The sequence below is a fragment of the Vibrio sp. VGrn 2 genome, from assembly GCF_009361695.1.
In the GTDB taxonomy this organism is placed as follows: domain Bacteria; phylum Pseudomonadota; class Gammaproteobacteria; order Enterobacterales; family Vibrionaceae; genus Vibrio; species Vibrio diabolicus.
Genome location: NZ_RBWD01000001.1, coordinates 754,816 through 777,269, shown reverse-complemented (window position 1 = coordinate 777,269; position 22,454 = coordinate 754,816). Strand labels below are relative to the sequence as shown.

The 22,454-nt window shown below is 44.2% G+C and carries 20 protein-coding genes; 7 read left to right on the top strand and 13 right to left on the bottom strand.

Annotated elements, in window-relative coordinates; all coding sequences use genetic code 11:
• Nucleotides 1–42: 42 nt before the first annotated feature.
• The 9 genes from D8S93_RS03670 to nrfB all read right to left on the bottom strand — a co-directional run bounded on the left by D8S93_RS03670 (nt 43) and on the right by nrfB (nt 7,757).
• Nucleotides 43–1,305: an imelysin family protein gene (locus D8S93_RS03670; RefSeq protein WP_152812003.1), complete on the bottom strand. Its 1,263-nt coding sequence runs from the start codon at nt 1,303–1,305 to the stop codon at nt 43–45.
• A 175-nt stretch (nt 1,306–1,480) separates the two neighbouring features.
• Complete coding sequence (locus tag D8S93_RS03665; RefSeq protein ID WP_005394759.1) at nt 1,481–2,137, bottom strand: GTP cyclohydrolase II; 657 nt, start codon at nt 2,135–2,137, stop codon at nt 1,481–1,483.
• A gap of 216 nt (nt 2,138–2,353) precedes the next feature.
• Complete coding sequence (locus D8S93_RS03660; RefSeq protein ID WP_005394761.1) at nt 2,354–2,530, bottom strand: hypothetical protein; 177 nt, start codon at nt 2,528–2,530, stop codon at nt 2,354–2,356.
• A 146-nt stretch (nt 2,531–2,676) separates the two neighbouring features.
• Entirely contained in the window at nt 2,677–3,087 is a 411-nt protein-coding gene (gene nrfF / locus D8S93_RS03655; RefSeq protein ID WP_005394762.1) for a heme lyase NrfEFG subunit NrfF, read from the bottom strand.
• Nucleotides 3,074–3,607, bottom strand: coding sequence for a DsbE family thiol:disulfide interchange protein (locus D8S93_RS03650; protein WP_170902998.1), 534 nt, complete (start codon nt 3,605–3,607; stop codon nt 3,074–3,076). The genes nrfF and D8S93_RS03650 overlap by 14 nt, the downstream gene beginning before the upstream one ends.
• Nucleotides 3,585–5,489, bottom strand: a complete 1,905-nt coding sequence (locus D8S93_RS03645) for a heme lyase CcmF/NrfE family subunit (protein ID WP_152812001.1) — start codon at nt 5,487–5,489, stop codon at nt 3,585–3,587. Before D8S93_RS03645 ends, D8S93_RS03650 begins: the two co-directional genes overlap by 23 nt.
• Nucleotides 5,490–5,498: 9 nt before the next feature.
• A complete protein-coding gene (gene nrfD / locus D8S93_RS03640) occupies nt 5,499–6,470 on the bottom strand; it encodes a cytochrome c nitrite reductase subunit NrfD (protein ID WP_005394774.1) in 972 nt (323 codons plus the stop codon).
• A complete protein-coding gene (gene nrfC, locus D8S93_RS03635) occupies nt 6,467–7,153 on the bottom strand; it encodes a cytochrome c nitrite reductase Fe-S protein (protein WP_152811999.1) in 687 nt (228 codons plus the stop codon). The genes nrfD and nrfC overlap by 4 nt, the downstream gene beginning before the upstream one ends.
• A 1-nt stretch (nt 7,154) precedes the next feature.
• A complete protein-coding gene (gene nrfB / locus D8S93_RS03630) occupies nt 7,155–7,757 on the bottom strand; it encodes a cytochrome c nitrite reductase pentaheme subunit (RefSeq protein ID WP_012841633.1) in 603 nt (200 codons plus the stop codon).
• Between the two features lie 467 nt (nt 7,758–8,224).
• On the opposite strand from nrfB, the gene nrfA reads away from it, so the two are divergent.
• On the top strand, nt 8,225–9,634 hold the full coding sequence (gene nrfA, locus D8S93_RS03625) for an ammonia-forming nitrite reductase cytochrome c552 subunit (RefSeq protein WP_152812101.1): 1,410 nt from the start codon (nt 8,225–8,227) through the stop codon (nt 9,632–9,634).
• An 87-nt stretch (nt 9,635–9,721) separates the two neighbouring features.
• On the opposite strand, the gene D8S93_RS03620 is transcribed toward nrfA, so the two are convergent.
• The 3 genes from D8S93_RS03620 to gyrA form a co-directional block, all read right to left on the bottom strand.
• On the bottom strand, nt 9,722–10,276 hold the full coding sequence (locus D8S93_RS03620; protein WP_104971905.1) for a hypothetical protein: 555 nt from the start codon (nt 10,274–10,276) through the stop codon (nt 9,722–9,724).
• A 41-nt stretch (nt 10,277–10,317) separates the two neighbouring features.
• Complete coding sequence (locus tag D8S93_RS03615; protein WP_006743142.1) at nt 10,318–10,941, bottom strand: cytochrome c; 624 nt, start codon at nt 10,939–10,941, stop codon at nt 10,318–10,320.
• A 123-nt stretch (nt 10,942–11,064) separates the two neighbouring features.
• Complete coding sequence (gene gyrA / locus D8S93_RS03610) at nt 11,065–13,785, bottom strand: DNA topoisomerase (ATP-hydrolyzing) subunit A (protein ID WP_152811997.1); 2,721 nt, start codon at nt 13,783–13,785, stop codon at nt 11,065–11,067.
• Nucleotides 13,786–14,265: 480 nt separating this feature from the next.
• Between gyrA and ubiG the strand changes: the two genes are divergently transcribed.
• From ubiG to yfaE, 4 genes are all read left to right on the top strand, one after another.
• The gene (gene ubiG, locus D8S93_RS03605; RefSeq protein WP_031780424.1) at nt 14,266–14,973 is read left to right on the top strand and encodes a bifunctional 2-polyprenyl-6-hydroxyphenol methylase/3-demethylubiquinol 3-O-methyltransferase UbiG; all 708 of its coding nucleotides are present in this window, start codon (nt 14,266–14,268) and stop codon (nt 14,971–14,973) included.
• Between the two features lie 501 nt (nt 14,974–15,474).
• Nucleotides 15,475–17,757: a class 1a ribonucleoside-diphosphate reductase subunit alpha gene (nrdA, locus tag D8S93_RS03600; protein ID WP_006743144.1), complete on the top strand. Its 2,283-nt coding sequence runs from the start codon at nt 15,475–15,477 to the stop codon at nt 17,755–17,757.
• Between the two features lie 81 nt (nt 17,758–17,838).
• A complete protein-coding gene (nrdB, locus tag D8S93_RS03595) occupies nt 17,839–18,972 on the top strand; it encodes a class Ia ribonucleoside-diphosphate reductase subunit beta (protein ID WP_005376818.1) in 1,134 nt (377 codons plus the stop codon).
• Nucleotides 18,972–19,253, top strand: coding sequence for a class I ribonucleotide reductase maintenance protein YfaE (yfaE, locus tag D8S93_RS03590; protein ID WP_005376817.1), 282 nt, complete (start codon nt 18,972–18,974; stop codon nt 19,251–19,253). The genes nrdB and yfaE overlap by 1 nt, the downstream gene beginning before the upstream one ends.
• Before the next feature lie 95 nt (nt 19,254–19,348).
• On the opposite strand, the gene D8S93_RS03585 is transcribed toward yfaE, so the two are convergent.
• Nucleotides 19,349–20,581 (bottom strand): CinA family nicotinamide mononucleotide deamidase-related protein, encoded by a 1,233-nt coding sequence (locus D8S93_RS03585; RefSeq protein ID WP_319802955.1) that lies wholly within the window; start codon nt 20,579–20,581, stop codon nt 19,349–19,351.
• Nucleotides 20,582–20,774: 193 nt separating this feature from the next.
• Between D8S93_RS03585 and D8S93_RS03580 the strand changes: the two genes are divergently transcribed.
• Nucleotides 20,775–21,677 (top strand): DUF3943 domain-containing protein, encoded by a 903-nt coding sequence (locus D8S93_RS03580; RefSeq protein ID WP_031780425.1) that lies wholly within the window; start codon nt 20,775–20,777, stop codon nt 21,675–21,677.
• Nucleotides 21,678–21,908: 231 nt separating this feature from the next.
• The gene (locus tag D8S93_RS03575) at nt 21,909–22,421 is read left to right on the top strand and encodes a glycine cleavage system protein R (protein WP_005394795.1); all 513 of its coding nucleotides are present in this window, start codon (nt 21,909–21,911) and stop codon (nt 22,419–22,421) included.
• The last annotated feature ends 33 nt before the right edge of the window (nt 22,422–22,454 follow it).

The following is a 22,454-nucleotide window of genomic DNA, read 5'->3' as shown; positions in this document are numbered from 1 at the left end:
AAGGGCTCAAACGAGCCCTTTCAATTATTTTTTGTACTTTGATTAAAACTCGTGGTCTGCAGTATCAGGGCTTAGGCTATCAATGCCAATGATACCCGCAGCACGTTCAATTGAACCGGTTTGAGCAACCAATGACATGATGGTGTCATTCACTAACGTGTTGCCTTGTGCATTACCCGCTGCAATTAACTGGTCGAAGTGTTGGTTGTTCTTCTCTGCAGACGTAACCAATTTACCAACTTGATTACGCGTAACATCAAACTGCTTCTGGATCTCTTTAGCTGCTTGTTTGTCTTTTTGAGCCACTAGGTCAGCAATACTCGGACCAGAAAGCAATGTGCCGTCTTCACGCTTGTAAAGACCTGTGTAAACGTTATAGATGCCCTGCTCGTTGTAGTAATGAGAGTTGTGCGTATTGTCTGAGAAACAATCGTGCTCATCTTCTGTCGAGTTTGCTTCCAACGCCACCTTCATGCGCTCACCAGCAAGCTCACCCAAAGACAATGACCCCATACCGAACAACATTTTACGTAGGCCATTATCCGCAGAATCATTAAGAAGCGTTTCACGGTAGTTGCCTTTCACTTCCGCAGACCATTGTTTTTCCATCCATTCAAGGTCTTGAACCAGTAGATCGGCTGCCGCTTTTAGGTACTCACCACGACGGTCACAGTGACCATTCGTACACTCAGAACCGACAACGAAGTCCGTGTAAGCGCGCTGACCTGCGCCTGCGTTTGTGCCGTTTAGGTCTTGACCCCAAAGTAAGAATTCAATCGCGTGGTAACCTGACGCAACGTTTGCCTCAGAACCACCTACTTCGTTGAGATCCGCTAGCAATTCTGGAGTAATTTTTGAAACGTCTAGTTTAGAAGCACCAATCTGTAAACTGGTGTTTGCGATGATGTTTGCAGCAGCGCCTTCGTTACCGAGTTCATATTGGTAATCTGTCGCTACGTAGTCAATTAGGCCTTCATCAAGTGGCCATGCATTTAACTGCCCTTCCCAGTCATCAACAATCGCGTTACCAAAACGGAATACTTCAGATTGTTGGTACGGAACGCGAGAGTCTAGCCACGCTTGTTTTACTTCTTCAAGCTTATCCGCTGATGGCGATTTTAGGAATTTGTCGATTTTTACGTCGAGCGTTTTCGCCGTTGTCACTGAGTCAGCAAAGACTGCATGTGCAACGTCTGCATAATGTTCAACGACTTGTTGTTTCGTTACTTGGGCAGCAACGGTAGAACCACTGGCAATGAGGAGTGATGCAGCAATAGATTGGACTAAAACTGTTTTTGCATTCATCTGAAGCATCCTTGTTGAGCAATTTATTTGTTTTATTCGTAGTGCTAATTATTCTTATTTGCACTATTAGTCACGAGATAATACAAATTTACAATTTATTTTCAACTCTAGATACAAAAAAAGCCTCATCATTGTGAGGCTTTTAACATGCAAAACTGATAATTTAATAAATAAATCAGAACTTTAGATTGTGCTTACCATGAGAAACTTTTGCTTTTAGGTAGCTTTCATTACCATCTTTAATATGTGCAGATGTATTGACAACCTCAACAATCTCGATGCCGTATTCTGCTAATTCACGGATTTTCTTAGGGTTGTTGGTCACAAGGCGAATTTTACTTACACCTAATGCTTCGAGCATTTGCGCTGCTTCAGTGAAATCACGAAGGTCATCGTCAAAACCCAAATGGTTGTTTGCTTCATAGGTGTTCATACCTTGGCTTTGCAAACGGTACGCATCAATCTTATTGTATAGACCAATACCACGACCTTCCTGACGTAGGTATAAAATAATACCGCCAGATTCGCCCATGCGTTGAATGGTTTCTTCTAATTGCTCGCCGCAATCACAGCGGGATGAGTGAAAAACATCACCAGTAAGACATTCTGAATGCATACGCACCAAAGGCGTTTCTTGCGTTTGATCCGCTTGCCTAAAGATAACTGCCACATGCTCTTTATCTGTCTTCAGGCCACGAAAAGACAGGATTTCAGCATCGATATTACTTTTAGCCCCGACTTTAAAATCTACTCTGGCACGTACTTCCGCCATATCTATACTCACTCGATTTATTGCTTGATGCGCTTGATGCGTTTTCGTTATTGCATTCATGGGATTCACTCATTGCTCTTCAACTATGGGGATTGATACCGCATTTTTCAATATAGAGATCACAATTGAGAGCAGTTATCCCCTAAAGACAGCCAAAGAGAACAACTCCCCGCGCTGACGAATTGTTATAGTATAACAATTTTGAAAAACTACAATAAAAAACCCCAGACAAATTTTGTCTGGGGTTGATAATGAGTTATATGTAGGTGTGATGATTTAATGTGTTTGGCTACGTTTCCAAACCGTAAGCTCTATCCATACCGCTTCGAGTTCTTGAATTTCTTCTTCGGTTAATACGGCAAGAGACGATGTAACTTGAGGCAGTTTCGAGGTTTGCAATGCACGAATCTGCGAATAAAAGTCTTTTTTTAACTGTAATATAACTGAATCCACTGCGTGCACCTACTTAGTTCTTTTATTACTTCTCCAGCTCAAATCGTTGATTTTCTTTATACTGGAATCTTCATAAATTCGGAAAAATGATAACATTCTGTTTGTTATCTGCACGATTTATTTCCCATAGTGGAATAGTGGTCACATTATTGACGCTTTATCATTTTGATCGAAAATAGGATAAAAAAGATCAAAAGTAATAGAGGAAAGATCCACAACGCCGCTGTCGAATAATTAAATGGTGGCTGATACAAAACGATATTCCCATATCTCTGAACCAAATAATCTTTTACCTCTTGATCCGTACTTCCTTCGTTTACCATCGAGTACACTTTCAATCTTAAATCTTTAGCGGCTTGTGCATTAGATTCAACAAGGTTTTGGTTTTGACATTGTGGGCATCGCAAAGCCTTGGCTAATGCATTTGCTCTTTGTTGCAGTTCAACGGAATGAAATTCAAACAGATCAACATGCTGCGTAATTTGCTCTGCTTTGACCCAAGAAGAACACAAAGAAAACAAAACAATAATGAAGTAAGCATATTTAAAGTGAGACATTAAAATACCCCGAAAATAACGAGTTCCATTTGTCTATTGTTAACTTACCTCTATATTTGATCAAAACATTGCCATTTTGATCAATTAAGTAAGTTTCAGGTGTTCCTATTACACCAAGTTCAACCGCCAGTTGCCCATTAGGATCGGATATAACTTCGGTATATGGATTGTGTGAAGAGCTCAAATAGCGTTTAGCCGCGCTCTCTTTATCTCGATAGTTAAGACCAACGATGGGCACACCTTGTCGAGCTAAGTTGAGCAAATCATCATGTTCTTGTTTACAAACCCCACACCAAGACGCCCAAACATTCAATAGCACATAACCTTGATTTTCTAGTACTGCATCGGTGATTCGATTGCCTGAAATAAGTGAGTAAGCGGTAAAATCCGGGATAGATAACACACGATTTTGTTGTATCTCCACGTTTGGTCTATCGGATAATGCCATTGTCGCGGTGACAACAAAAATCGCAACTAACAATATGAGAACGATCAGTTTAAGCGTATTTTTCGATCTCATTACCTTTTCCCTTTCGATTCGTCATACTCCCCAAAGCACTTATTACGATTAAAGCGCCACCAAACCATATCCACCAGATGCCCGCGCGATATTGCACTTTAATTGCGTAGGCGCTGTTGTCGAGCTTGTCACCCAAAGTGATGTAGTAGTCTCCATGCCATAGTGATCGAATAGCGGGCTCGGTCATATTCATCACGCGCACAGGGTAATGCCGTTTCTCGGGTTGAAAGTTCAGCGCCTTACCGCTCTCCAAATAAAGATCAACACTCCCCTGTTCTGCGGTGTAGTTCGGCCCAACTAACCATTCAATCCCGTGGTAATCAACGGTGATACCCGCTTTTTGATACGAGCTACCAGGCCCTGCCCGTAAGTTGTATTCATACGAATAGTCACTATTAAATACTGCCCCGCTTGCAGCCAACGCAAAGCCAACATGAGCAAGAAACATAGGCATTAATTTGCTCTTGTTTTCTGCACAAAACAGCAATAGCACATGAGAAACCACTACCCACGTCGCTAATACCAGAGTAATCAAAGTCGTTATATGAAGCTCTTTAGTAGCAAAAACGAAAATAGCGCTAACCGCAATAACATGAATACCGACAAACCCAATGGTTTTAACGGCATGAGGACTGGCTCCTTTCGTCCACTTCAACACGGGCATAAAGGCGAGAAAGGTCAGAGCAAGTAATGTAAGGGGAAAAACGAGGCTGTTAAAGTAAGGTGCCCCAACGGATATATTACCCAAGCCAAGCAGTTGATAAAGCATTGGGTAAAAGGTACCGAGGAAAACAATCGCCATACAAACAACGAGAAGTCCAATAGCGATGTATACCATGTAGGCACGACTTATTAACGAATCGAGCGTAAAACGAGGAATATGTAGCCCTCGCACAATGAGCACACCAAAAGTGACAACCACCAAAACGCTGAGAACAGCAAGAAGTACTACACCTTTGGTTGGATCAACCGCAAACGCGTGTACTGAGGTTAATACACCTGATCTCACCACAAATGTGCCGAGAATACTCAAACTGAACGTCGCAAAAGCCAATGCGTAGGTGCTCCAAATTGCTCCTTTATTACGCTTCGACAACACACCACTATGCAGTAATGCAGTACCCATTAACCAAGGCAGCAAAGACGCATTTTCTACCGGGTCCCAAAACCACCACCCGCCCCAACCTAATTCATTGTATGCCCACCAAGCACCGATCAAAATTCCAATTGTTAGCGTACCCCAAGCAAAGAAAGCGGCACTACGGGCAACACCATACCATTCATTTATAGGTCGTTTCGCTAATAACGCAGCTAAAGCGAACGCCAGTATCGCGGCATAACCAACGTAACCCAAATACAACAGCGGCGGATGAATAATAAGCCCGATATCTTGCAACATCGGATTGAGATCTCGTCCCTCCAACGCTAGCGTCTGAGCATACTCAAAAGGATTGGACGTGGTGAGGGTAAACCAAGCGAAAATAGCAATAAGTAAGTTCATGATACCCAAGCAATCGCCTGTATATTGAGTGCAAACTGGCGACTTGATAGCAATAAAAGAGGCCCATAAGCTCAACGTAACCACCCAAAACAACATAGACCCTTGATGGCCGCCCCAAGCAGCTGCAATCTTAAACGCGATAGGTAACTGGCTGTTCGAGTGTGTAACCACATACTCAAGCGCAAAATTATCCTGAATAAAACAGACTATCAAAAGCGCCAAACAAACTAAGGAGGCTAAGCTGATAATATGAGACGTTGCGGTTTGGTGTGGCAACACTCCCTTCTTCCGCAGCGTAAAGCAAACCCAATGCAGCAGCGTCGCACATGTCGATGCGACAGCCACCAATATCAACAAAAAGAAACCGAGCTCAGCCTCCATTTTGCCTCCTTACACGATGGTCATTTGACCGGCATAGAGAATGAAAGTACGCAGCATGAGTACGCCAACCAAACTCAACGTTGTGACCGCAAAAACGTAACTTCCCCTATGACGAACTTCAGAAGGCGTCAACCAATTAAGAGTCAAAGGCGTTATCATGCCGATGAGCACCACCCCAACCCAGAACCACTGAGCCCAGAACCCACTCGAAATGGCATTCCAAGCCGCGGCTTCATTTTGCCCGCCACTAAAGATAAGCCCAGTAAAGAATGTCACTAAGACAAACAGCTCAAACAATACTACTGGGCGTTCAAATCCGTGTACCCAAGACACACTTGGGCTGCTGGTCGACTCTTCAAACACCAAGATGCCGAACATCAAACATGCTGCTGCGCCAGATGACAAACTAGAGAATAGGAATAAGATTGGCAGTACTGGATTGTTTAGCATTGGGTAAGTCTTCAATGCAGACAATAAAAAGCCGGTGTATGCCGCAAGCACGATGGCTAAGAAGCCCAAGAATAATTCAATTGCGTTGTTGGCTTTCCCTGCTTTAATCAAGATGCCATCGGCAAAATCCAATAATTTACTCGGCAACTTTCCTTCGCAGAAGCTGATGATTTGATGACGGAAGATAACGCCGATCCAAACAAACAGCACTAGCATGTACACTTGGAACAAGACAACGCCCATCGACATCACGGAAGTCGGGTTGTAGTAAATCATGATCTTCCAAAACTCAAGCGGTTTAGTTAAGTGGAAAATCAAAATCACTAAGCCAGAAATAATGCCAAATGGCGCTAGCCAAGCCATTGCTTTTATAATGCCATTGTTTGCGGGATCACCTTCAATCACTTTGCGTTTTAAATAGATAGAAATCATCACCGCACCTGCTGACATCCCAGCGAGGAATAAGTAAATCGCAATAATCCAATCCCAGACTAACGAGTCAAAGTGGAATGCACTTTCGAAGCCGTTCATGATGACACCTCCCCTTTACTATGCGGAATTTTGTACAGTTTAGGCTGCGTACCTAAATGCGATTTATCGCGATAGACAACATGGCTTTCGATAGCTTTGCTCACCTCGCTAGCTGGGTCATTTAAATCACCAAAGATGAGTGCTTTTGTTGGGCAAGATTCCACGCAAGCTGGCTGCTTACCTTGCGCCAGGTTGGTATCGCGGCAGAAGTTGCATTTATCCGCAGAGTGATCGACTAGATTAAAGAAGCGCACTTGGTAAGGACAAGCAGCAAGGCAATAACCACATCCGACACATTTCTCTTTGTGTACATCCACAATGCCCGTCGCTTCATCTTTGTATGCTGCGCCTGTTGGGCACACATAGACACATGGTGGATTATCACAGTGCTGACAGGATTCGCGAGTAAACTGGTATTCCACATCTGGGAATTCGCCAATCGGTTCACTGCGATGAATTTTAAGTCGCGTCACGCCTTCAGGGACTTTATTTACTTCGCGACAAGCATCGGTACAAGCGGTACAGCCAATGCAGGCATTTTCATCATGAACCATACCCATGCGCTTCGCTTGTTCACTGTTGCTGGCATAAAGAGAGGAGCTAACAACGGAAGTGCCCGCAACGCCTGTAGTTAAAATCAACGCACCGCTGCTAGCTAAAAAGTTTCTTCTCGAACATTTCATGCTATCTCTCCTCTTCTTTGGCAAGTTCAGGTTCGACGGCAAATTCAGAGTGACAATCCACACACTGCTTAATCAGCTGTTTTCTGTCATAAGACAAAGCTTTGGTTTTTGCGGCATGAACATCATGACAGTTTGAACAAGTGAGATTCTTGGCGTGCACATCGTGCGTCCAATGCTTTTCTCTTAACTTAAGTGGCGCGTGACAATCCACACACTGGCTATTAGCTTTGAGAATCAAGCTTGGGTCAAGGGACACTTTGTCGTGCACCGCTTTCGATTGCGCAGCAGAAAACTTAATCACATCGGGTGCACCTTCACGGTGATCAGGGCCGATGTTGCTGTGACAGTTAGTGCAATTGAGCTGCTTACCTTGACTCAATAACGCTTGCGAATCATGCGATAGATTCAGAGTATCTTTAGCATCCTTATGACATTGAAGACATTTATAGTCTCGGTCACGGATCAACTCGACTTGATGACGCTCAGCTTGAGCACCTTCAACTGGCTCTGAAGAAGTCGCATGGGCGGCGGTGAAAAAACCATAGATGGCAAAGATGAAGAGAAATTTCAGCATTGTCTCTATGGTCAATTTTATATTGCCCATATTTTTCTTTCCTTAGCTCGATAATAATTGATAACTGTTATCAACTATTATTTGAGCAACAATTAATTTCCTCTGAAGATATTTTTACACCTTCAAATGACATCAATTCTTATTTTGGAAAGCCACAACGCTAAACCTGTATTTATAATACCTCTATAATTCCTAAGAGGTAGAATCACATGTTCAAAAAGCGACCTTAATCACCTTATTTTTAGAGTGGTTATACCCATAACACGCTGTGATTAAAGGGGATTACAACATACCACTTTAGGGGTATATGAACTTAAACATGATTAAGATCACTAGCATAAATTGATCTAAAACAAGGCCAATTTCGGTCACTATTTCATCTATTCAATTCACTATTAATATTAACGATAGATCTCCGATTCTTATTTGGAATAGCTCCTCACAACGCTGCTAATAAAAACGAATATGGAGATAACACCGTGAGCATAAAACACTGGATGAGCGCACCTATCGCGGTTGCGACCTTATTCGCCAGCCAATTATTTTTGGTTGGTGCTCCTTTGGCGGCAGAGGATACTGGTCTCATAGAGCCTCGCAATGATACCTTTGAACAAAACCATCCTGACCAATATCACTCTTGGAAAGCCACATCGGAAAGCGAGCATATTGAAGATGCCTTAAGTGAAGACCCAAACATGGTGATCTTGTGGGCCGGTTATGGTTTTGCTAAAGACTACAACAAAGCGCGCGGTCACTTTTACGCGCTTGATGATGTGAGGCAAACCCTCAGAACTGGCGCACCAGCAGACGAAAACTCCGGGCCAATGCCGATGGCTTGTTGGAGTTGTAAAAGCCCAGATGTCGCCCGCGTAATTGAAGAGCGAGGTGAAGACGGCTATTTTGAAGGTAAATGGGCGCGCTTGGGCTCAGAAATCGTCAACCCTATCGGTTGTTCCGACTGTCACAATACGGGTTCTGAAGCCTTCAAGAAAGGCGAACCCGCACTGGCACTGACTCGCCCATACGTCGAGCGTGCTTTTGACACCATCGGCAAAAATTTTGACCAACAATCTCGCTTAGATAAACAAGCGTCAGTCTGCGCTCAATGTCATGTCGAGTACTACTTCACAGGTCCGACTAAAGCAGTCAAATTCCCATGGGACATGGGGACCAACGTCGCTGATATGGAGAAATACTACGACGCGTTGAACTTTAAAGATTGGACGCACGCCGTTTCTAAAGCACCAATGCTTAAGGCGCAACACCCAGGTTTCGAAACTTGGAGAGCGGGTATTCATGGCAAAAACAAAGTGGTGTGTGTGGACTGTCACATGCCTAAAGTAACCAAAGAAGACGGTACGGTATACACTGACCACAAAGTGGGTAACCCGTTTGATCGTTTTGAAGACACCTGTGCGCAATGCCATACTCAAACCAAAGAGCAGCTACAAGGCATCGTTTCGACTCGCAAAGCGCAAGTACTAAACATGAAGCTAACCGCCGAGAAGCAAATTGTGGCAGCGCACTTTGAAGCTGGTGCAGCATGGGAAGCAGGGGCAACAGAAGAAGAGATGCAACCTATCCTACAAGATATTCGCCATGCACAATGGCGTTGGGACTACGCGATTGCTTCTCACGGTGTTCACATGCATGCTCCTGAGGTAGCACTTGAAGTACTCGGTACCGCAGTTGATCGCGCTGCTGACGCTCGTACTAAGTTAGTTCGTTTACTGGCAACAAAAGGTATTACTGACCCAGTTCAAATTCCAGATATCTCGACCAAAGCAAAAGCGCAACAAGCACTAGGTATGGATATGGAAAAGATGAACGCAGACAAGAAACACTTCCTAGAAACGGTGGCACCAGAATGGGATAAAGCAGCTGCTGAGCGCGAAGCAACGTACTGAACAGTATCGATTATACTAGGTTAAATGGATAAAACGAAGGGCGCACGTTGCGCCCTTTTTGTTTGATAGAAGGCAGAGGAAAACAGATTAGCGACGAGGAAGTCTCGGCCTAGGCTGAATATGTGGACGTGTTTTAGGCATCTGCACATTTGGGCGTGTAACTGGGCGCTGGATCTTCGTTTCCGGCAATGCTTTTCTTTGTTGAAGCTTTTCTGCCACGGCTTTGTCTTGTAAAGCCGTAGGCTCGATGCGCTCGGGGCGGTTCTCCCACTTGGTTTGAATCTCCTGCTTTTGCTCGTCAGGCAGCGATTGCCAATGATCGTCAAGCTGTCGCTTCATGTTATCGATATTGGCGGACATATCATCGTCTTTCCAATCTTCGACTTTGTCTTTGATGGATTGCTGTTGCTCTTCATCCAAGCCATTCCACCACTCTTCTAGTTTCTCTTTGTATTCATCGTCGTTGTCGCAACAACCCGGATAGTAATAAATCCAGTAGTCGTCATGATCGTACCACCAAGGGTCGTAATAACCGGAAGAGTAATAAACCGTAGATGAGGTGCCAGAATGTTCGGAAGAGCTACAACCCACTAATACGGAGCCGCACAGCACCACAAATATTCCGAACGCTTTATTCTTCATTCGTCCCCCACCTTTCTTCTATTACTTATTAGAGTCTACGCCTACAACAGCTCTTTCGCTTTATTGATCGAGTTAATAATTTGTACTCGATCTAAGCTTGGATCGTTCGAGTCGAGTAATAGCACCCAAGTATCAATGGCTTCCTGAAAGCGGAATGACAGAAAATGATCATTGGCAATCAACGACAAAGCCGCTTCATTATGCGGTTCTATCTGCAAAGCTTGTTCTAGAAGCAAACTGACTTCTTGCGTCATTGATTGCTGGTGAATGTAGTATAAGGTCGTCGCTTTCGCAGCAAGTTGCGTGGCACCGACTGGCTCAGTCAGTTGGATGGCATAATCAAAACAAATCAGCGCGCCATCCAGTTCTCCCTCTAGCAGGTAGCCCTGCCCTAGCTGAAACCACAATTCGGCATTGTTTGGGTCTTCACGCAATTGGTCTTGAATTTCCTGCATGATATCGCGAGCAGTCATCATTCGAGAGACTTCAGCTTGAATAGGTTGTGGAGGAGATTGACGCAACAATAAGAAGCTAGCGCTGGTTAACACTAGTACCAAAGCACAAAAACCGAACCATTGTGCCGCTCTTACTCTTGAAGCGCTGAGCGATAATACGACGACGAATAATCCCATCAAAGTGATGGCAATGAAAAACCAAACAGACATAACGCGCTCCCTAGACAAACTGAGTATTAGTGTACTGGTTTAATGCTTGTATTGCGTTGATAGAGGTACAAAAAAGCCGAGCAACTGAGGCTCGGCTTTTTACATTAGAATAGTGACGAAAGATTACTCTTCGTTACCTTCCTCTGCATCATCAGCGGCTGGCGCTTCTGGAGTATCTTGCTGCGTATTTTCGTCTGTTGACTCTAACGCTTCTGCTTCTTCACCAGCAGGCAGCTCTTCTTCATCAACTTCTTCAATACGTTGCAAACCAACAACAGATTCGTCTTCCGCAGTACGGATAAGCGTTACACCTTGCGTGTTACGACCAACCTGGCTAACTTCACCCACACGAGTACGTACTAGTGTACCAGCGTCGGTGATCATCATCATTTCATCACCTTCAACAACCTGGATAGCACCAACTACCGGGCCGTTTCGCTCAGAAACTTTGATAGAAACGACACCTTGAGTGCCACGACCTTTTGTCGGGTACTCACTCAGCGCTGTACGTTTACCGTAACCGTTTTCTGTAACTGTTAGGATGTCGCCTTCGTGCGAAGGAACGATAAGTGATACAACTTGGTCATTTTCAGCCAGTTTCATACCACGAACACCAGAGGCGGTACGACCCATAGGACGAACACCTTTAAACTTGATCTCTGGCTGACCATTCTCATCAAGAACTGGCTTACCATTTTCGTCAAGTACTGGAATTTCTTCTGCTTCTTTAAAGCGAACCACTTTACCCGCTTTAGAGAACAGCATGATTTCGTTTTCGCCGTTAGTGATATCCACACCGATTAACGAATCGTCTTCACGTAGGTTTACCGCAATCAGACCATTTGAACGAACATTTGCAAATTGGTTCAACGGCGTTTTCTTAACCGTACCGTCACCTGTTGCCATGAAGATGAATTTGTCTTCAGAGAATTCATCAACACGCAGAATCGCGGTAATACGCTCACCTTCTTCTAGTGGAAGGATGTTCACAATTGGCTTACCACGAGCAGTGCGGCTCGCTAGAGGCAATTGGTAAACTTTCAGACGGTATGTTTTACCGCGAGTAGAGAAACACAAGATGTTATCGTGGGTATTCGCCACTAGAAGACGCTCGATATGGTCTTCATCTTTCATCTTGGTCGCACTCTTACCTTTACCACCACGGCGCTGTGACTCGTAGTCGCTCAGTACTTGGTACTTAACGTAACCACCGTGCGATAGAGTAACCACAACGTCTTCACGTGCGATCAGCTCTTCCATGTCGATATCATGGCTCGCAGCTGTGATTTCTGTACGACGATCATCACCAAAGCCGTCACGAACCGCTTCAAGTTCTTCGCGGATCACTTCCATCAAACGCTCAGTGCTTGCAAGGATATGCATGAGTTCAGCGATTTCTTCTAGAAGTGTTTTGTATTCGCCAAGAATCTTCTCGTGTTCTAGACCTGTTAGTTTATGTAAACGTAGATCTAGAATTGCTTGTGCTTGTTGCTCAGTCAGGAAGTACTGACCATCGCGGATACCATATTGAGGCTCTAGCCACTCAGGGCGTGCTGCATCAGTACCAGCACGCTCTAGCATTGCTGAAACGTTGCCTAAATCCCAACCACGAGCGATAAGGCCAGCTTTTGCTTCAGCAGGAGTCGGCGCCTTACGAATTAGGTCGATGATTTCATCGATGTTCGCTAGTGCAAGTGCTAAACCTTCAAGGATATGAGCACGTTCACGCGCTTTACGTAGTTCGAAAATAGTACGACGAGTCACAACTTCACGACGGTGATCAACGAAGCACTTCAACATATCTTTCAGGTTGAATAGCTGTGGTTGGCCATTGTTTAGGGCCACCATGTTGATACCGAAAGTGGTTTGCAACTGAGTCTGAGCGTATAGGTTGTTTAGAACCACTTCGCCCACAGCGTCGCGCTTACATTCAATAACAATACGCATACCGTCTTTATCTGACTCGTCGCGCAGTGCACTGATGCCTTCAACTTTCTTATCTTTAACTAGCTCAGCGATCTTTTCGATCAAGCGAGCTTTGTTTACCTGGTATGGGATCTCAGTGACGACGATGGTTTCTTTACCATTCTTCTCCACTTCGATGTCCGCTTTCGAACGCATGTAGATTTTGCCGCGACCTGTTTTGTACGCGTCTACAATGCCTTTACGACCGCTGATCAGCGCCGCCGTTGGGAAATCAGGACCAGGAATGTAATCCATTAGTTCATCAATAGTGATTTCTTCATTATTGATGTATGCAAGACAGCCATCGATCACTTCGCCAAGGTTATGAGGCGGGATGTTGGTTGCCATACCTACTGCGATACCAGAAGCACCGTTAACCAATAGGTTTGGAATTTTAGTTGGAAGAACCGCTGGGATCTGCTCAGTACCGTCGTAGTTTGGTACGTAGTCTACGGTCTCTTTGTCTAGGTCAGCCAATAGTTCGTGGGCAATTTTTGCCATTCGAACTTCGGTGTAACGCATTGCCGCAGCAGAGTCGCCATCGATAGAGCCAAAGTTACCTTGACCATCGACCAGCATGTAACGAAGCGAGAACGGTTGAGCCATACGTACGATTGTGTCGTACACAGCACTATCACCGTGTGGGTGATATTTACCGATTACGTCGCCGACAACACGGGCTGATTTTTTATATGGTTTGTTCCAATCGTTGCCTAGTACGTTCATCGCGAATAAAACGCGGCGGTGTACTGGTTTTAGGCCATCACGCACATCTGGAAGAGCACGACCCACGATGACTGACATCGCATAGTCTAGATATGAACCTCTAAGCTCATCTTCAATGTTTACGGGCGTGATCTCTTTAGCTAAATCGCTCATAGAGCCATTATCCCTCTATTATCTGATCGTAATTACGATACGTGTAAGGTGCAAAAATATAACACACAATTCATCACTTCGGCATCACTTTCCCTCTCCTTTTATCAGGTTGTGAGCTTGGTTATGAATCAAATGTCGAGAATTTGCACACTCATCCCATATCTTTCTGATTAGTGGTTATATTTCGGTCAACATTGAGCAAAATCGGACTCTGTACGTATAAAACCAAGGTGAAATCGTTAATCCCAATATATCCACACAATGTCAAAAATGCAGGTTTTAGAGTATTGTCACTGGCACTAGTTCAAGGGTGAACCGAAAATAATGCAAGCGTTTTCAAAGTTACAGAAACCTGTTGTTGCCGCGCCAGTGAGCTCTGTCATGTCCCTTCACTAAGCACATCGAGGTTGTTTGGTTATAAAACGTTGGAGTATACTGACGCCCTCTAAAGGACTCAGATTGAATGCAATAAAACCAATTATGACTAAAGCACAAAACGTCGACCCAAGTGAAATTAAGAAATTCGAGGACATGGCTTCTCGATGGTGGGATTTAGAAGGCGAGTTTAAGCCACTTCACCAAATTAACCCACTTCGTTTGAACTATGTACTTGAAAAAGCAAATGGCTTGTTTGGCAAGCGAGCACTTGATGTCGGCTGTGGTGGTGGCATTCTTGCTGAAAGCATGGCGAAAGAAGGCGCTATTGTGACTGGACTTGATATGGGCAAAGAACCTTTAGAAGTCGCGCGACTACATGCATTAGAAACCGGTACTCAACTGACCTACATTCAGAGCACAATAGAAGACCACGCTATAGAAAACGCAGGGACTTACGATGTCGTGACTTGTATGGAGATGCTTGAACACGTTCCAGATCCTCTCTCCGTTATCCGCTCTTGTGCTGCGCTAGTCAAACCTGGTGGTCACGTGTTTTTCTCAACCTTGAACCGAAACATCAAGTCATACTTGTTTGCTATTGTCGGTGCAGAGAAGCTTCTTAAGATTGTTCCTGAGGGGACTCACGAGCACGAGAAGTTTATCAAGCCTGCCGAAATGATGAAGATGATAGACCAAACTGACCTAACGGAAATGGGCATTACGGGCCTGCATTACAACCCTCTTAATGACAGTTACAAACTCGGCCGTAATGTAGATGTAAACTACATCGTTCATACTAAAAAATACTGAACGCCGTTATGTTAAAAAATGCGTTTTGTGATTGACATTTTTTGTAGAAAATGAATCGAAAGCGGTAGCACAAAGTTGCCGCTTTTTTTGTCTTTTTATGCCTAAAATTCGTGCTCTAGATTCCATTTTAACCAACCTATTTTTCGTAGATAAAAACGGCCAAAGATCAAGGAAAATATTTTTGCATGCGGTTATTTCTAAACCGATCTCAAAACCGTGCTTTTAACCATTCAAGTCTGCCCTTTTCTCATCGGTTAGTGTTCACTTACTGATTTTTTTCATTTTGTCAGTTATCCACAAGTCATCCCCGATCTGTACCTTGATAAATCAGTGTAATAGCACTATCTTGTAACCCGCAAACAATTGAACCCCTATATGTTGTGTTTAAGCGACAATATATAGATAGACTTTGATCACAAAGCCGCCGCAAGCTTTACTCATATTGCACATAAACAAACAAAAATACGGCTTTTATCAGTTTTCTTAGGGAAATAAAGCAGAATGAACCAACAACTTACCGTCACCAAGCGTGATGGCCGTAAAGAAAGTATCGATCTGGATAAAATCCACCGCGTTATCACTTGGGCTGCAGAAGGTCTAGATAATGTTTCGGTTTCTCAAGTAGAACTTCGCGCTCACATCCAGTTTTACGACGGCATCACAACGACAGATATTCACGAGACAATCATCAAGTCTGCGGCAGACCTGATCTCTGAAGAGACTCCGGATTACCAATACCTAGCTGCTCGCCTAGCGGTATTCCATCTGCGTAAAAAAGCGTATGGCCAATACGAGCCACCAACGCTTCATGATCACGTGTCTCGCCTCGTCGATATGGGTAAGTACGATCAACATATTCTAGAAGACTACACAAAAGCAGAACTCGACGAACTTGATGCGTACATCGACCATAAACGCGACCTAAACTTCTCATACGCGGCAGTTAAGCAGCTAGAGGGCAAGTACTTCGTACAAAACCGTGTAACGGGCCAAATTTACGAAAGTGCTCAGTTCTTATATATCCTTGTAGCAGCGTGCCTATTTGCGAAATATCCAAAAGCAACGCGTCTTGATTACATCAAGCGTTTCTACGATGCGACATCGACATTTAAGATTTCTCTACCTACGCCAATTATGTCTGGCGTACGTACCCCTACTCGCCAGTTCAGCTCATGTGTTCTGATTGAGTGTGGCGACAGTCTTGATTCTATCAACGCAACAGCAAGCTCGATTGTTCGTTACGTATCTCAGCGCGCTGGTATTGGTATCAACGCTGGTCGTATCCGTGCATTAGGTTCAGAGATTCGCGGTGGTGAAGCGTTCCACACTGGCTGTATCCCGTTCTACAAATACTTCCAAACCGCAGTAAAATGTTGTTCGCAAGGTGGTGTTCGTGGTGGCGCAGCGACTGTATTCTACCCAATGTGGCACGGCGAAGCTCGCTCTCTAATGGTGCTTAAAAACAACCGTGGTGTTGAAGAGAACCGTGTTCGTCACATGGACTACGGTGTTCAGTTAAACAAACTGATGTACCAACGTTTAGTTGAGGGTGGCAACATCACACTATTCTCACCTTCAGACGTACCGGGTCTATACGACGCATTCTTCGAAAACCAAGAAGAGTTTGAGCGTCTATACGTGAAGTACGAGAACGATCCTTCAATCAAGAAAGAAACGGTTAAAGCGATTGAAATGTTCACTCTGCTAATGCAAGAGCGTGCATCAACAGGTCGTATCTACATTCAGAACGTGGACCACTGTAATACTCACAGCCCATTTGATTCTGAAGTAGCGCCAGTTCGTCAATCGAACCTATGTCTAGAAATCGCACTGCCAACGAAGCCATTAACTAACGTTGAAGATGACTCGGGCGAGATCGCACTATGTACGCTTTCTGCCTTCAACCTTGGTGCTATCAAGTCTCTAGATGATTTCGAAGAGCTATCTGATCTTGTTGTTCGTGCGCTAGATGCACTGCTTGATTATCAAGATTACCCTCTACCAGCGGCATACAAATCGACGATGAACCGTCGTACGCTAGGTGTTGGTGTGATCAACTTCGCTTACTACTTAGCGAAGCATGGCGTGAAATACTCTGACGGTAGCGCAAATGGCCTGACTCACCGTACGTTCGAAGCAATGCAGTACTACCTACTAAAAGCATCGGTAGAACTGGCGAAAGAGCAAGGCAAGTGCCCTTCATTCGACGAAACGAACTACGCGAAAGGCTTACTGCCGATTGATACGTACAAGAAAGATATCGACCTAATTTGTGACGAAGCGCTGCACTACGACTGGGACAGCCTACGTAAAGAAATTATGGAGCACGGCCTACGTAACTCAACACTGACTGCGCTAATGCCTTCTGAGACCTCTTCTCAGATTTCAAACGCAACTAACGGTATTGAGCCACCACGTGGTTATGTTTCAGTAAAAGCTTCGAAAGACGGTATTCTGAAGCAAGTTGTACCTGAGTTCACTGAACTTAAAGACAACTATGAACTGCTTTGGAACATCGGTTCGAACGACGGTTACCTACATCTTGTGGGTATTATGCAGAAGTTTGTTGACCAAGCTATCTCTGCTAATACTAACTACGACCCGTCACGTTACGAGACTGGCAAGGTACCAATGAAGAAACTACTTCAAGACCTGCTAACAGCGTACAAGTTTGGTGTGAAAACGCTTTACTACCATAACACTCGTGATGGCGCAAAAGATGAACAGAAAGACGCTGTTCAACCACAAGATGACGATTGTGCTGGCGGCGGTTGTAAGATTTAATCTACCCGCACCTAACACTCCGTAAAGACAGACTATCGATAACCTCCCCTTATGGGGAGGTTTAAAAGGAATTGAGGCATTATGGCTTACAGTACTTTTAACCAAAAAAAGAATGACCAATTGAAGGAACCAATGTTCCTAGGTCAATCAGTAAACGTTGCACGCTACGACCAACAAAAGTTTGAGATTTTCGAAAAGCTTATCGAGAAACAACTTTCTTTCTTCTGGCGTCCAGAAGAAGTAGACGTATCTAGCGACCGTATCGATTACAACAAACTGCCAGATCACGAGAAGCACATCTTCATCTCTAACTTGAAGTACCAAACGCTTCTAGACTCTATCCAAGGTCGTAGCCCTAACGTGGCACTGCTGCCGCTTGTGTCTCTGCCGGAACTAGAGACTTGGATTGAGACTTGGTCTTTCTCTGAAACGATTCACTCTCGTTCTTACACGCACATTATTCGTAACATCGTGAACGACCCTGCTGTGGTATTTGATGATATCGTTGAGAACGAGCACATCCTGAAGCGTGCAAAAGACATCGCGCACTACTACGACGATTTGATTCAAGCGACGAATGATTACCATCGCTACGGTGAAGGTGAGCATGTCCTTAACGGTGAAACGGTTAAGGTTAGTCTGTACGATCTGAAGAAGAAACTGTACATCTGTCTGATGTCTGTTAACGCACTAGAAGCCATCCGTTTCTACGTTAGTTTCGCATGTTCATTCGCTTTCGCTGAGCGTGAGCTAATGGAAGGTAACGCGAAAATCATTAAGCTGATTGCACGTGATGAAGCGCTTCACCTGAACGGTACGCAACACATGATCAACCTGCTACGTAACGGTCAGGATGATTTCACTTTCATGCAAATCGCAGAAGAAGCAAAACAAGACTGTTTTGACCTATTCAAAGAAGCGGCTGAGCAAGAAAAAGAGTGGGCAGAGTATCTATTCAAAGATGGCTCGATGATCGGTCTAAACAAAGACATCCTAAGCCAATATGTTGAATACATCACCAACATCCGTATGCAAGCAGTAGGTCTACCTGCAGCTTATCCAGAGGCAACAACCAACCCAATCCCATGGATTAACGCTTGGTTGTCTTCAGATAATGTTCAAGTTGCGCCTCAAGAAGCGGAAATTTCTTCTTACCTTGTGGGTCAAATTGACAATGAAGTTCGCGCAGACGACTTCGAAGGATTCGAGCTGTAATGGCAACACTCAAAATCAACAAACTCATCAGTATTGAATCCAACCCTTCCAATACAATTTTGGAAACAATGGAGCAAGCTGGCTTATTACCAGAATACAACTGTCGTGATGGGCACTGTGGCGCTTGTCGCTGCAAGTTGGAATCTGGTGAAGTGGAGTATGTTGGTTTTGCCATGGCTTACACGCAAAGTGATGAGATATTACCTTGTATTTGTAAAGCAAAATCGGATTTGTCACTCAGTGGCGTTAACTACGCGATGAAAGAAAAGCAGCGCGCATAACGTGACTCGACGGTATAAAACGCAAAAGCCAAGGTGATTACCTTGGCTTTTTTGTATCTACGTGTTTTATCTCTCAGGCTGTTATAGGTCTCTGGTTATAAAGCACTACCTGGGAGATGCATCTCTTTAACTTTCTCTAAAAATGCATAATGTGCAAACATCGGTTTACGTTCTAGGTAACGACGCAACAAGTCTAGTGCTGCCGTGCTGATCACTTTAACTTGATCATTGCGCTGATACTTTTTCGAGAGTTTATATAACGCTCCCCACTCGCCTGACGGTGTCGATAAAGCGACGGAAAAAACACCCTCTTCAATATCGCCAGTGACGAGTGATAAATCCGTCCCACACTTCTCTCGCGTCGCTCCTGCCAGAGCAAACGTTTCTGCTAATGGGTCTCCGCTGTTGCTCATCGCTTGAGTCTGGCTTGGTAGTACCCAACCATGTCCAAGTTGCCTTTCAGCTTTTTCATCACTATTTAACCAATAAGTTAAGTATCCACCACTGCTTTTTTCGGAAACCGACACGGTTAACTCTTTATCCACCAACAGCTGGCCAACATTTTCAACCATAGGTAAATCAATACTAACGGTATTGCTTTCAAGATGCTTATTGATCATCTGTACCAACTTCAAACGCTGTTCAAGCTGGTCAGAAGGGCCAAAGAGTTTCACTTCAATAAAAGGTAAGTAAGAGCGATAACCAAGCTCATACCCTTGAGGAAGTTTTAGCTGATCAAGCTTGTCCGAGATGCCGGATTCGGAAAGGCCAAACGTATAGATTCGACTACAACATGAACCTTGCACCTCTGGAAAAGCTCTTCTCAGATCAGGCAAAATTTGCGTCTCTGCCATAAGCTTAAATTCACTTGGCACACCCGGCGTAAAATAAAAAATGGCATCATTAATCAGCATCTTGAAACCACAGGCCGTGCCTATCGGGTTATCCAGAATCTCAGCCGTTTCTGGTAGCATGGCTTGTTTTAAATTACTGTCTGGCATTGGGATGCCACGTCGAGCATACAAACTTTCTAGATGCTGCAACCACTCTTTGAAAAGCACGAGTTTACACTCAGCAGCTCTCGCTGCGGCGGCCGCACTCATATCATCGGTCGTTGGCCCTAAACCACCATTCACGATCACCACGTCATTGTTGAAGCTCAACATTAAAAACTCTTCAACCAAGCTCAACAGGCTATCACCAACCGTTGAACGCTTTGTTAAGCCAAATCCATGTTGATAAAACAGGCTAGACAACCATGCCGCATTCGTATCAACAATATCACCGTGGAGCACTTCCTCACCGGTACTAAGCATTGCTATTTTCACAACTGACTCCTGAACATAAGCACAATCCTATTATTCGTTATAGTGCTTATTTTTCTTTTTATTTGGACGAATCTCGACGAGATATATTGGGACTAAATAAGGATCAAGTATTTAAATGGTTGATGTTTTGAGGGATAATTGCGAGCCCGATCATCACACCATCAACTCGGAGACCTTTGTGTCAAAATCATCCATGTTCAAGAAAACTCTAACTGGCCTTTGCTTGACTTCGTCAGCGCTTGCGCACGCAAGTCAGTACGATATGACCAGTCATACGGAGTTTTCTTACACACCTGATTGCTTGTCAGGTTACTGCGAAACGACGACTCTGTACACCTTCGAGTCTCAAAATCGCGGTCTTATGTTTGAACAGAATAATGATGATTCATTAAATCTTGATGCAGGGCTTCAGCCTAAACATCTCATTATCCCTCAAGATAAAGACTGGGATTACCTCATGGGTCAAACCTACACCATTCTTGGCCTGAGTATCGCAACCGTTGGTATGATGACTTTCCTTCCAGAAAGCATCACTAAGTGGGACGAAGAAGACCGAGACATGAGTAAGCTGGGTCAAAAATGGAAAGATAATGTCTCTGACGGGCCTGTTTGGGATCGTGATGAACATGTCCTCAACTACATCATGCATCCTTATTTTGGCGGCGTTTACTACACAGCCGCACGCCACGCTGGCTATAACGAGTTTCAGTCATTCTTGTACTCCGCAACCATGTCAACGTTCTTTTGGGAGTACGGAGTAGAAGCATTTGCAGAAGTGCCATCTTGGCAGGATATTTTTATCACTCCATTCTTTGGTGCTGTGGTTGGCGAAATGATGCTCACTGCTGAGCAAGATATTGTAGCAAACGGCGGCGAAGTCATGGGCTCTGAAACCGTCGGTGATGTATCACTCTTCTTCCTAAACCCTGTTGGGCATATCCATTATTGGGTAACCGATGCGTGGGGCGGTAGTGCAGAGCTACAATTTAATTCATCACCTTGGTTTGGTAATCAAGACGTCGCAAAATTCGCAATGGACGCAGGCGCCAACTACGACAGCCAATTTTACGGTGTCGAACTAAAAGTAACATTTTAGCTTTGACTTGAGTTGAGTTGATACTCAGTAGAAAAGCAGCCTTATGATGGCTGCTTTTTTGTGCCCTAAACATCGTTTTAATTATTTGCTTCACGAATTAGTGTCAAAAATTGACTTTCATCAAACATAACCCTCCCCTAGCACCTACACTAAATAAAAGGATTTATTCCAATAACTTAAGTAGCACGTTTATTCGTACTGCGTCCAAACCTTATTCCAGGAGGGGACATTATGAACACCGTATTTATTGTTAATTTTGTCGGACAAGCGTCACCCGCAACCATCAAAGAACTCGCAGCAATCACTCATGAAAATGGCGGTAAATGGCTGATAAGCAAAGTAAACTTTATCGAAGATCAAGTTGCAGGTGTCATCAAAGTAGAGCTTCCAAGAGAAAATGCCGACATCGTTAAAGAGGCGTTCTCTTCATGTCAAACTCTTGTGGTTAGGTTCGTTGACTCGGATCCTCACTCGCATCGTGAAGACACTATCTTTCAGCTTCGCTTAGATGCCAACGATAGAGCAGGTATTGTGAATGAAATTACTCACGTTCTCGATAATCAAGGCATTTCAATTCTAGATATGGATTGCCAACGCGTATTCATTGCAGGCGGCGGTGGGGTAAGCTCCAGCTTATTCAGCGCAAAAATGGCGATTAAATTGCCTAGCGAGCTAGAGATAGAGGACGTGGCTAATGAGTTAGAATCTCTGAGTGAAGACACTCGTGTAATTGTAGAAAGCTAACTGCATACCTTTAACGCTTCCCCAATAAAAAAG

Bases quoted from the DNA above. Each gene is read 5' to 3' on its own strand.
- D8S93_RS03670 (WP_152812003.1), bottom strand. From the start codon at position 1,305: ATGAATGCAAAAACAGTTTTAGTCCAATCTATTGCTGCATCACTCCTC.
- nrfC (WP_152811999.1), bottom strand. From the start codon at position 7,153: ATGAAATGTTCGAGAAGAAACTTTTTAGCTAGCAGCGGTGCGTTGATT.
- nrfD (WP_005394774.1), bottom strand. From the start codon at position 6,470: ATGAACGGCTTCGAAAGTGCATTCCACTTTGACTCGTTAGTCTGGGAT.
- nrfB (WP_012841633.1), bottom strand. From the start codon at position 7,757: ATGGGCAATATAAAATTGACCATAGAGACAATGCTGAAATTTCTCTTC.
- nrdA (WP_006743144.1), top strand. From the start codon at position 15,475: ATGAACCAACAACTTACCGTCACCAAGCGTGATGGCCGTAAAGAAAGT.
- D8S93_RS03615 (WP_006743142.1), bottom strand. From the start codon at position 10,941: ATGTCTGTTTGGTTTTTCATTGCCATCACTTTGATGGGATTATTCGTC.
- ubiG (WP_031780424.1), top strand. From the start codon at position 14,266: ATGACTAAAGCACAAAACGTCGACCCAAGTGAAATTAAGAAATTCGAG.
- yfaE (WP_005376817.1), top strand. From the start codon at position 18,972: ATGGCAACACTCAAAATCAACAAACTCATCAGTATTGAATCCAACCCT.
- D8S93_RS03575 (WP_005394795.1), top strand. From the start codon at position 21,909: ATGAACACCGTATTTATTGTTAATTTTGTCGGACAAGCGTCACCCGCA.
- nrfA (WP_152812101.1), top strand. From the start codon at position 8,225: ATGAGCGCACCTATCGCGGTTGCGACCTTATTCGCCAGCCAATTATTT.
- D8S93_RS03650 (WP_170902998.1), bottom strand. From the start codon at position 3,607: ATGAGATCGAAAAATACGCTTAAACTGATCGTTCTCATATTGTTAGTT.
- nrdB (WP_005376818.1), top strand. From the start codon at position 17,839: ATGGCTTACAGTACTTTTAACCAAAAAAAGAATGACCAATTGAAGGAA.
- gyrA (WP_152811997.1), bottom strand. From the start codon at position 13,785: ATGAGCGATTTAGCTAAAGAGATCACGCCCGTAAACATTGAAGATGAG.
- D8S93_RS03620 (WP_104971905.1), bottom strand. From the start codon at position 10,276: ATGAAGAATAAAGCGTTCGGAATATTTGTGGTGCTGTGCGGCTCCGTA.
- D8S93_RS03665 (WP_005394759.1), bottom strand. From the start codon at position 2,137: ATGAATGCAATAACGAAAACGCATCAAGCGCATCAAGCAATAAATCGA.
- nrfF (WP_005394762.1), bottom strand. From the start codon at position 3,087: ATGTCTCACTTTAAATATGCTTACTTCATTATTGTTTTGTTTTCTTTG.
- D8S93_RS03645 (WP_152812001.1), bottom strand. From the start codon at position 5,489: ATGGAGGCTGAGCTCGGTTTCTTTTTGTTGATATTGGTGGCTGTCGCA.
- D8S93_RS03580 (WP_031780425.1), top strand. From the start codon at position 20,775: ATGTTCAAGAAAACTCTAACTGGCCTTTGCTTGACTTCGTCAGCGCTT.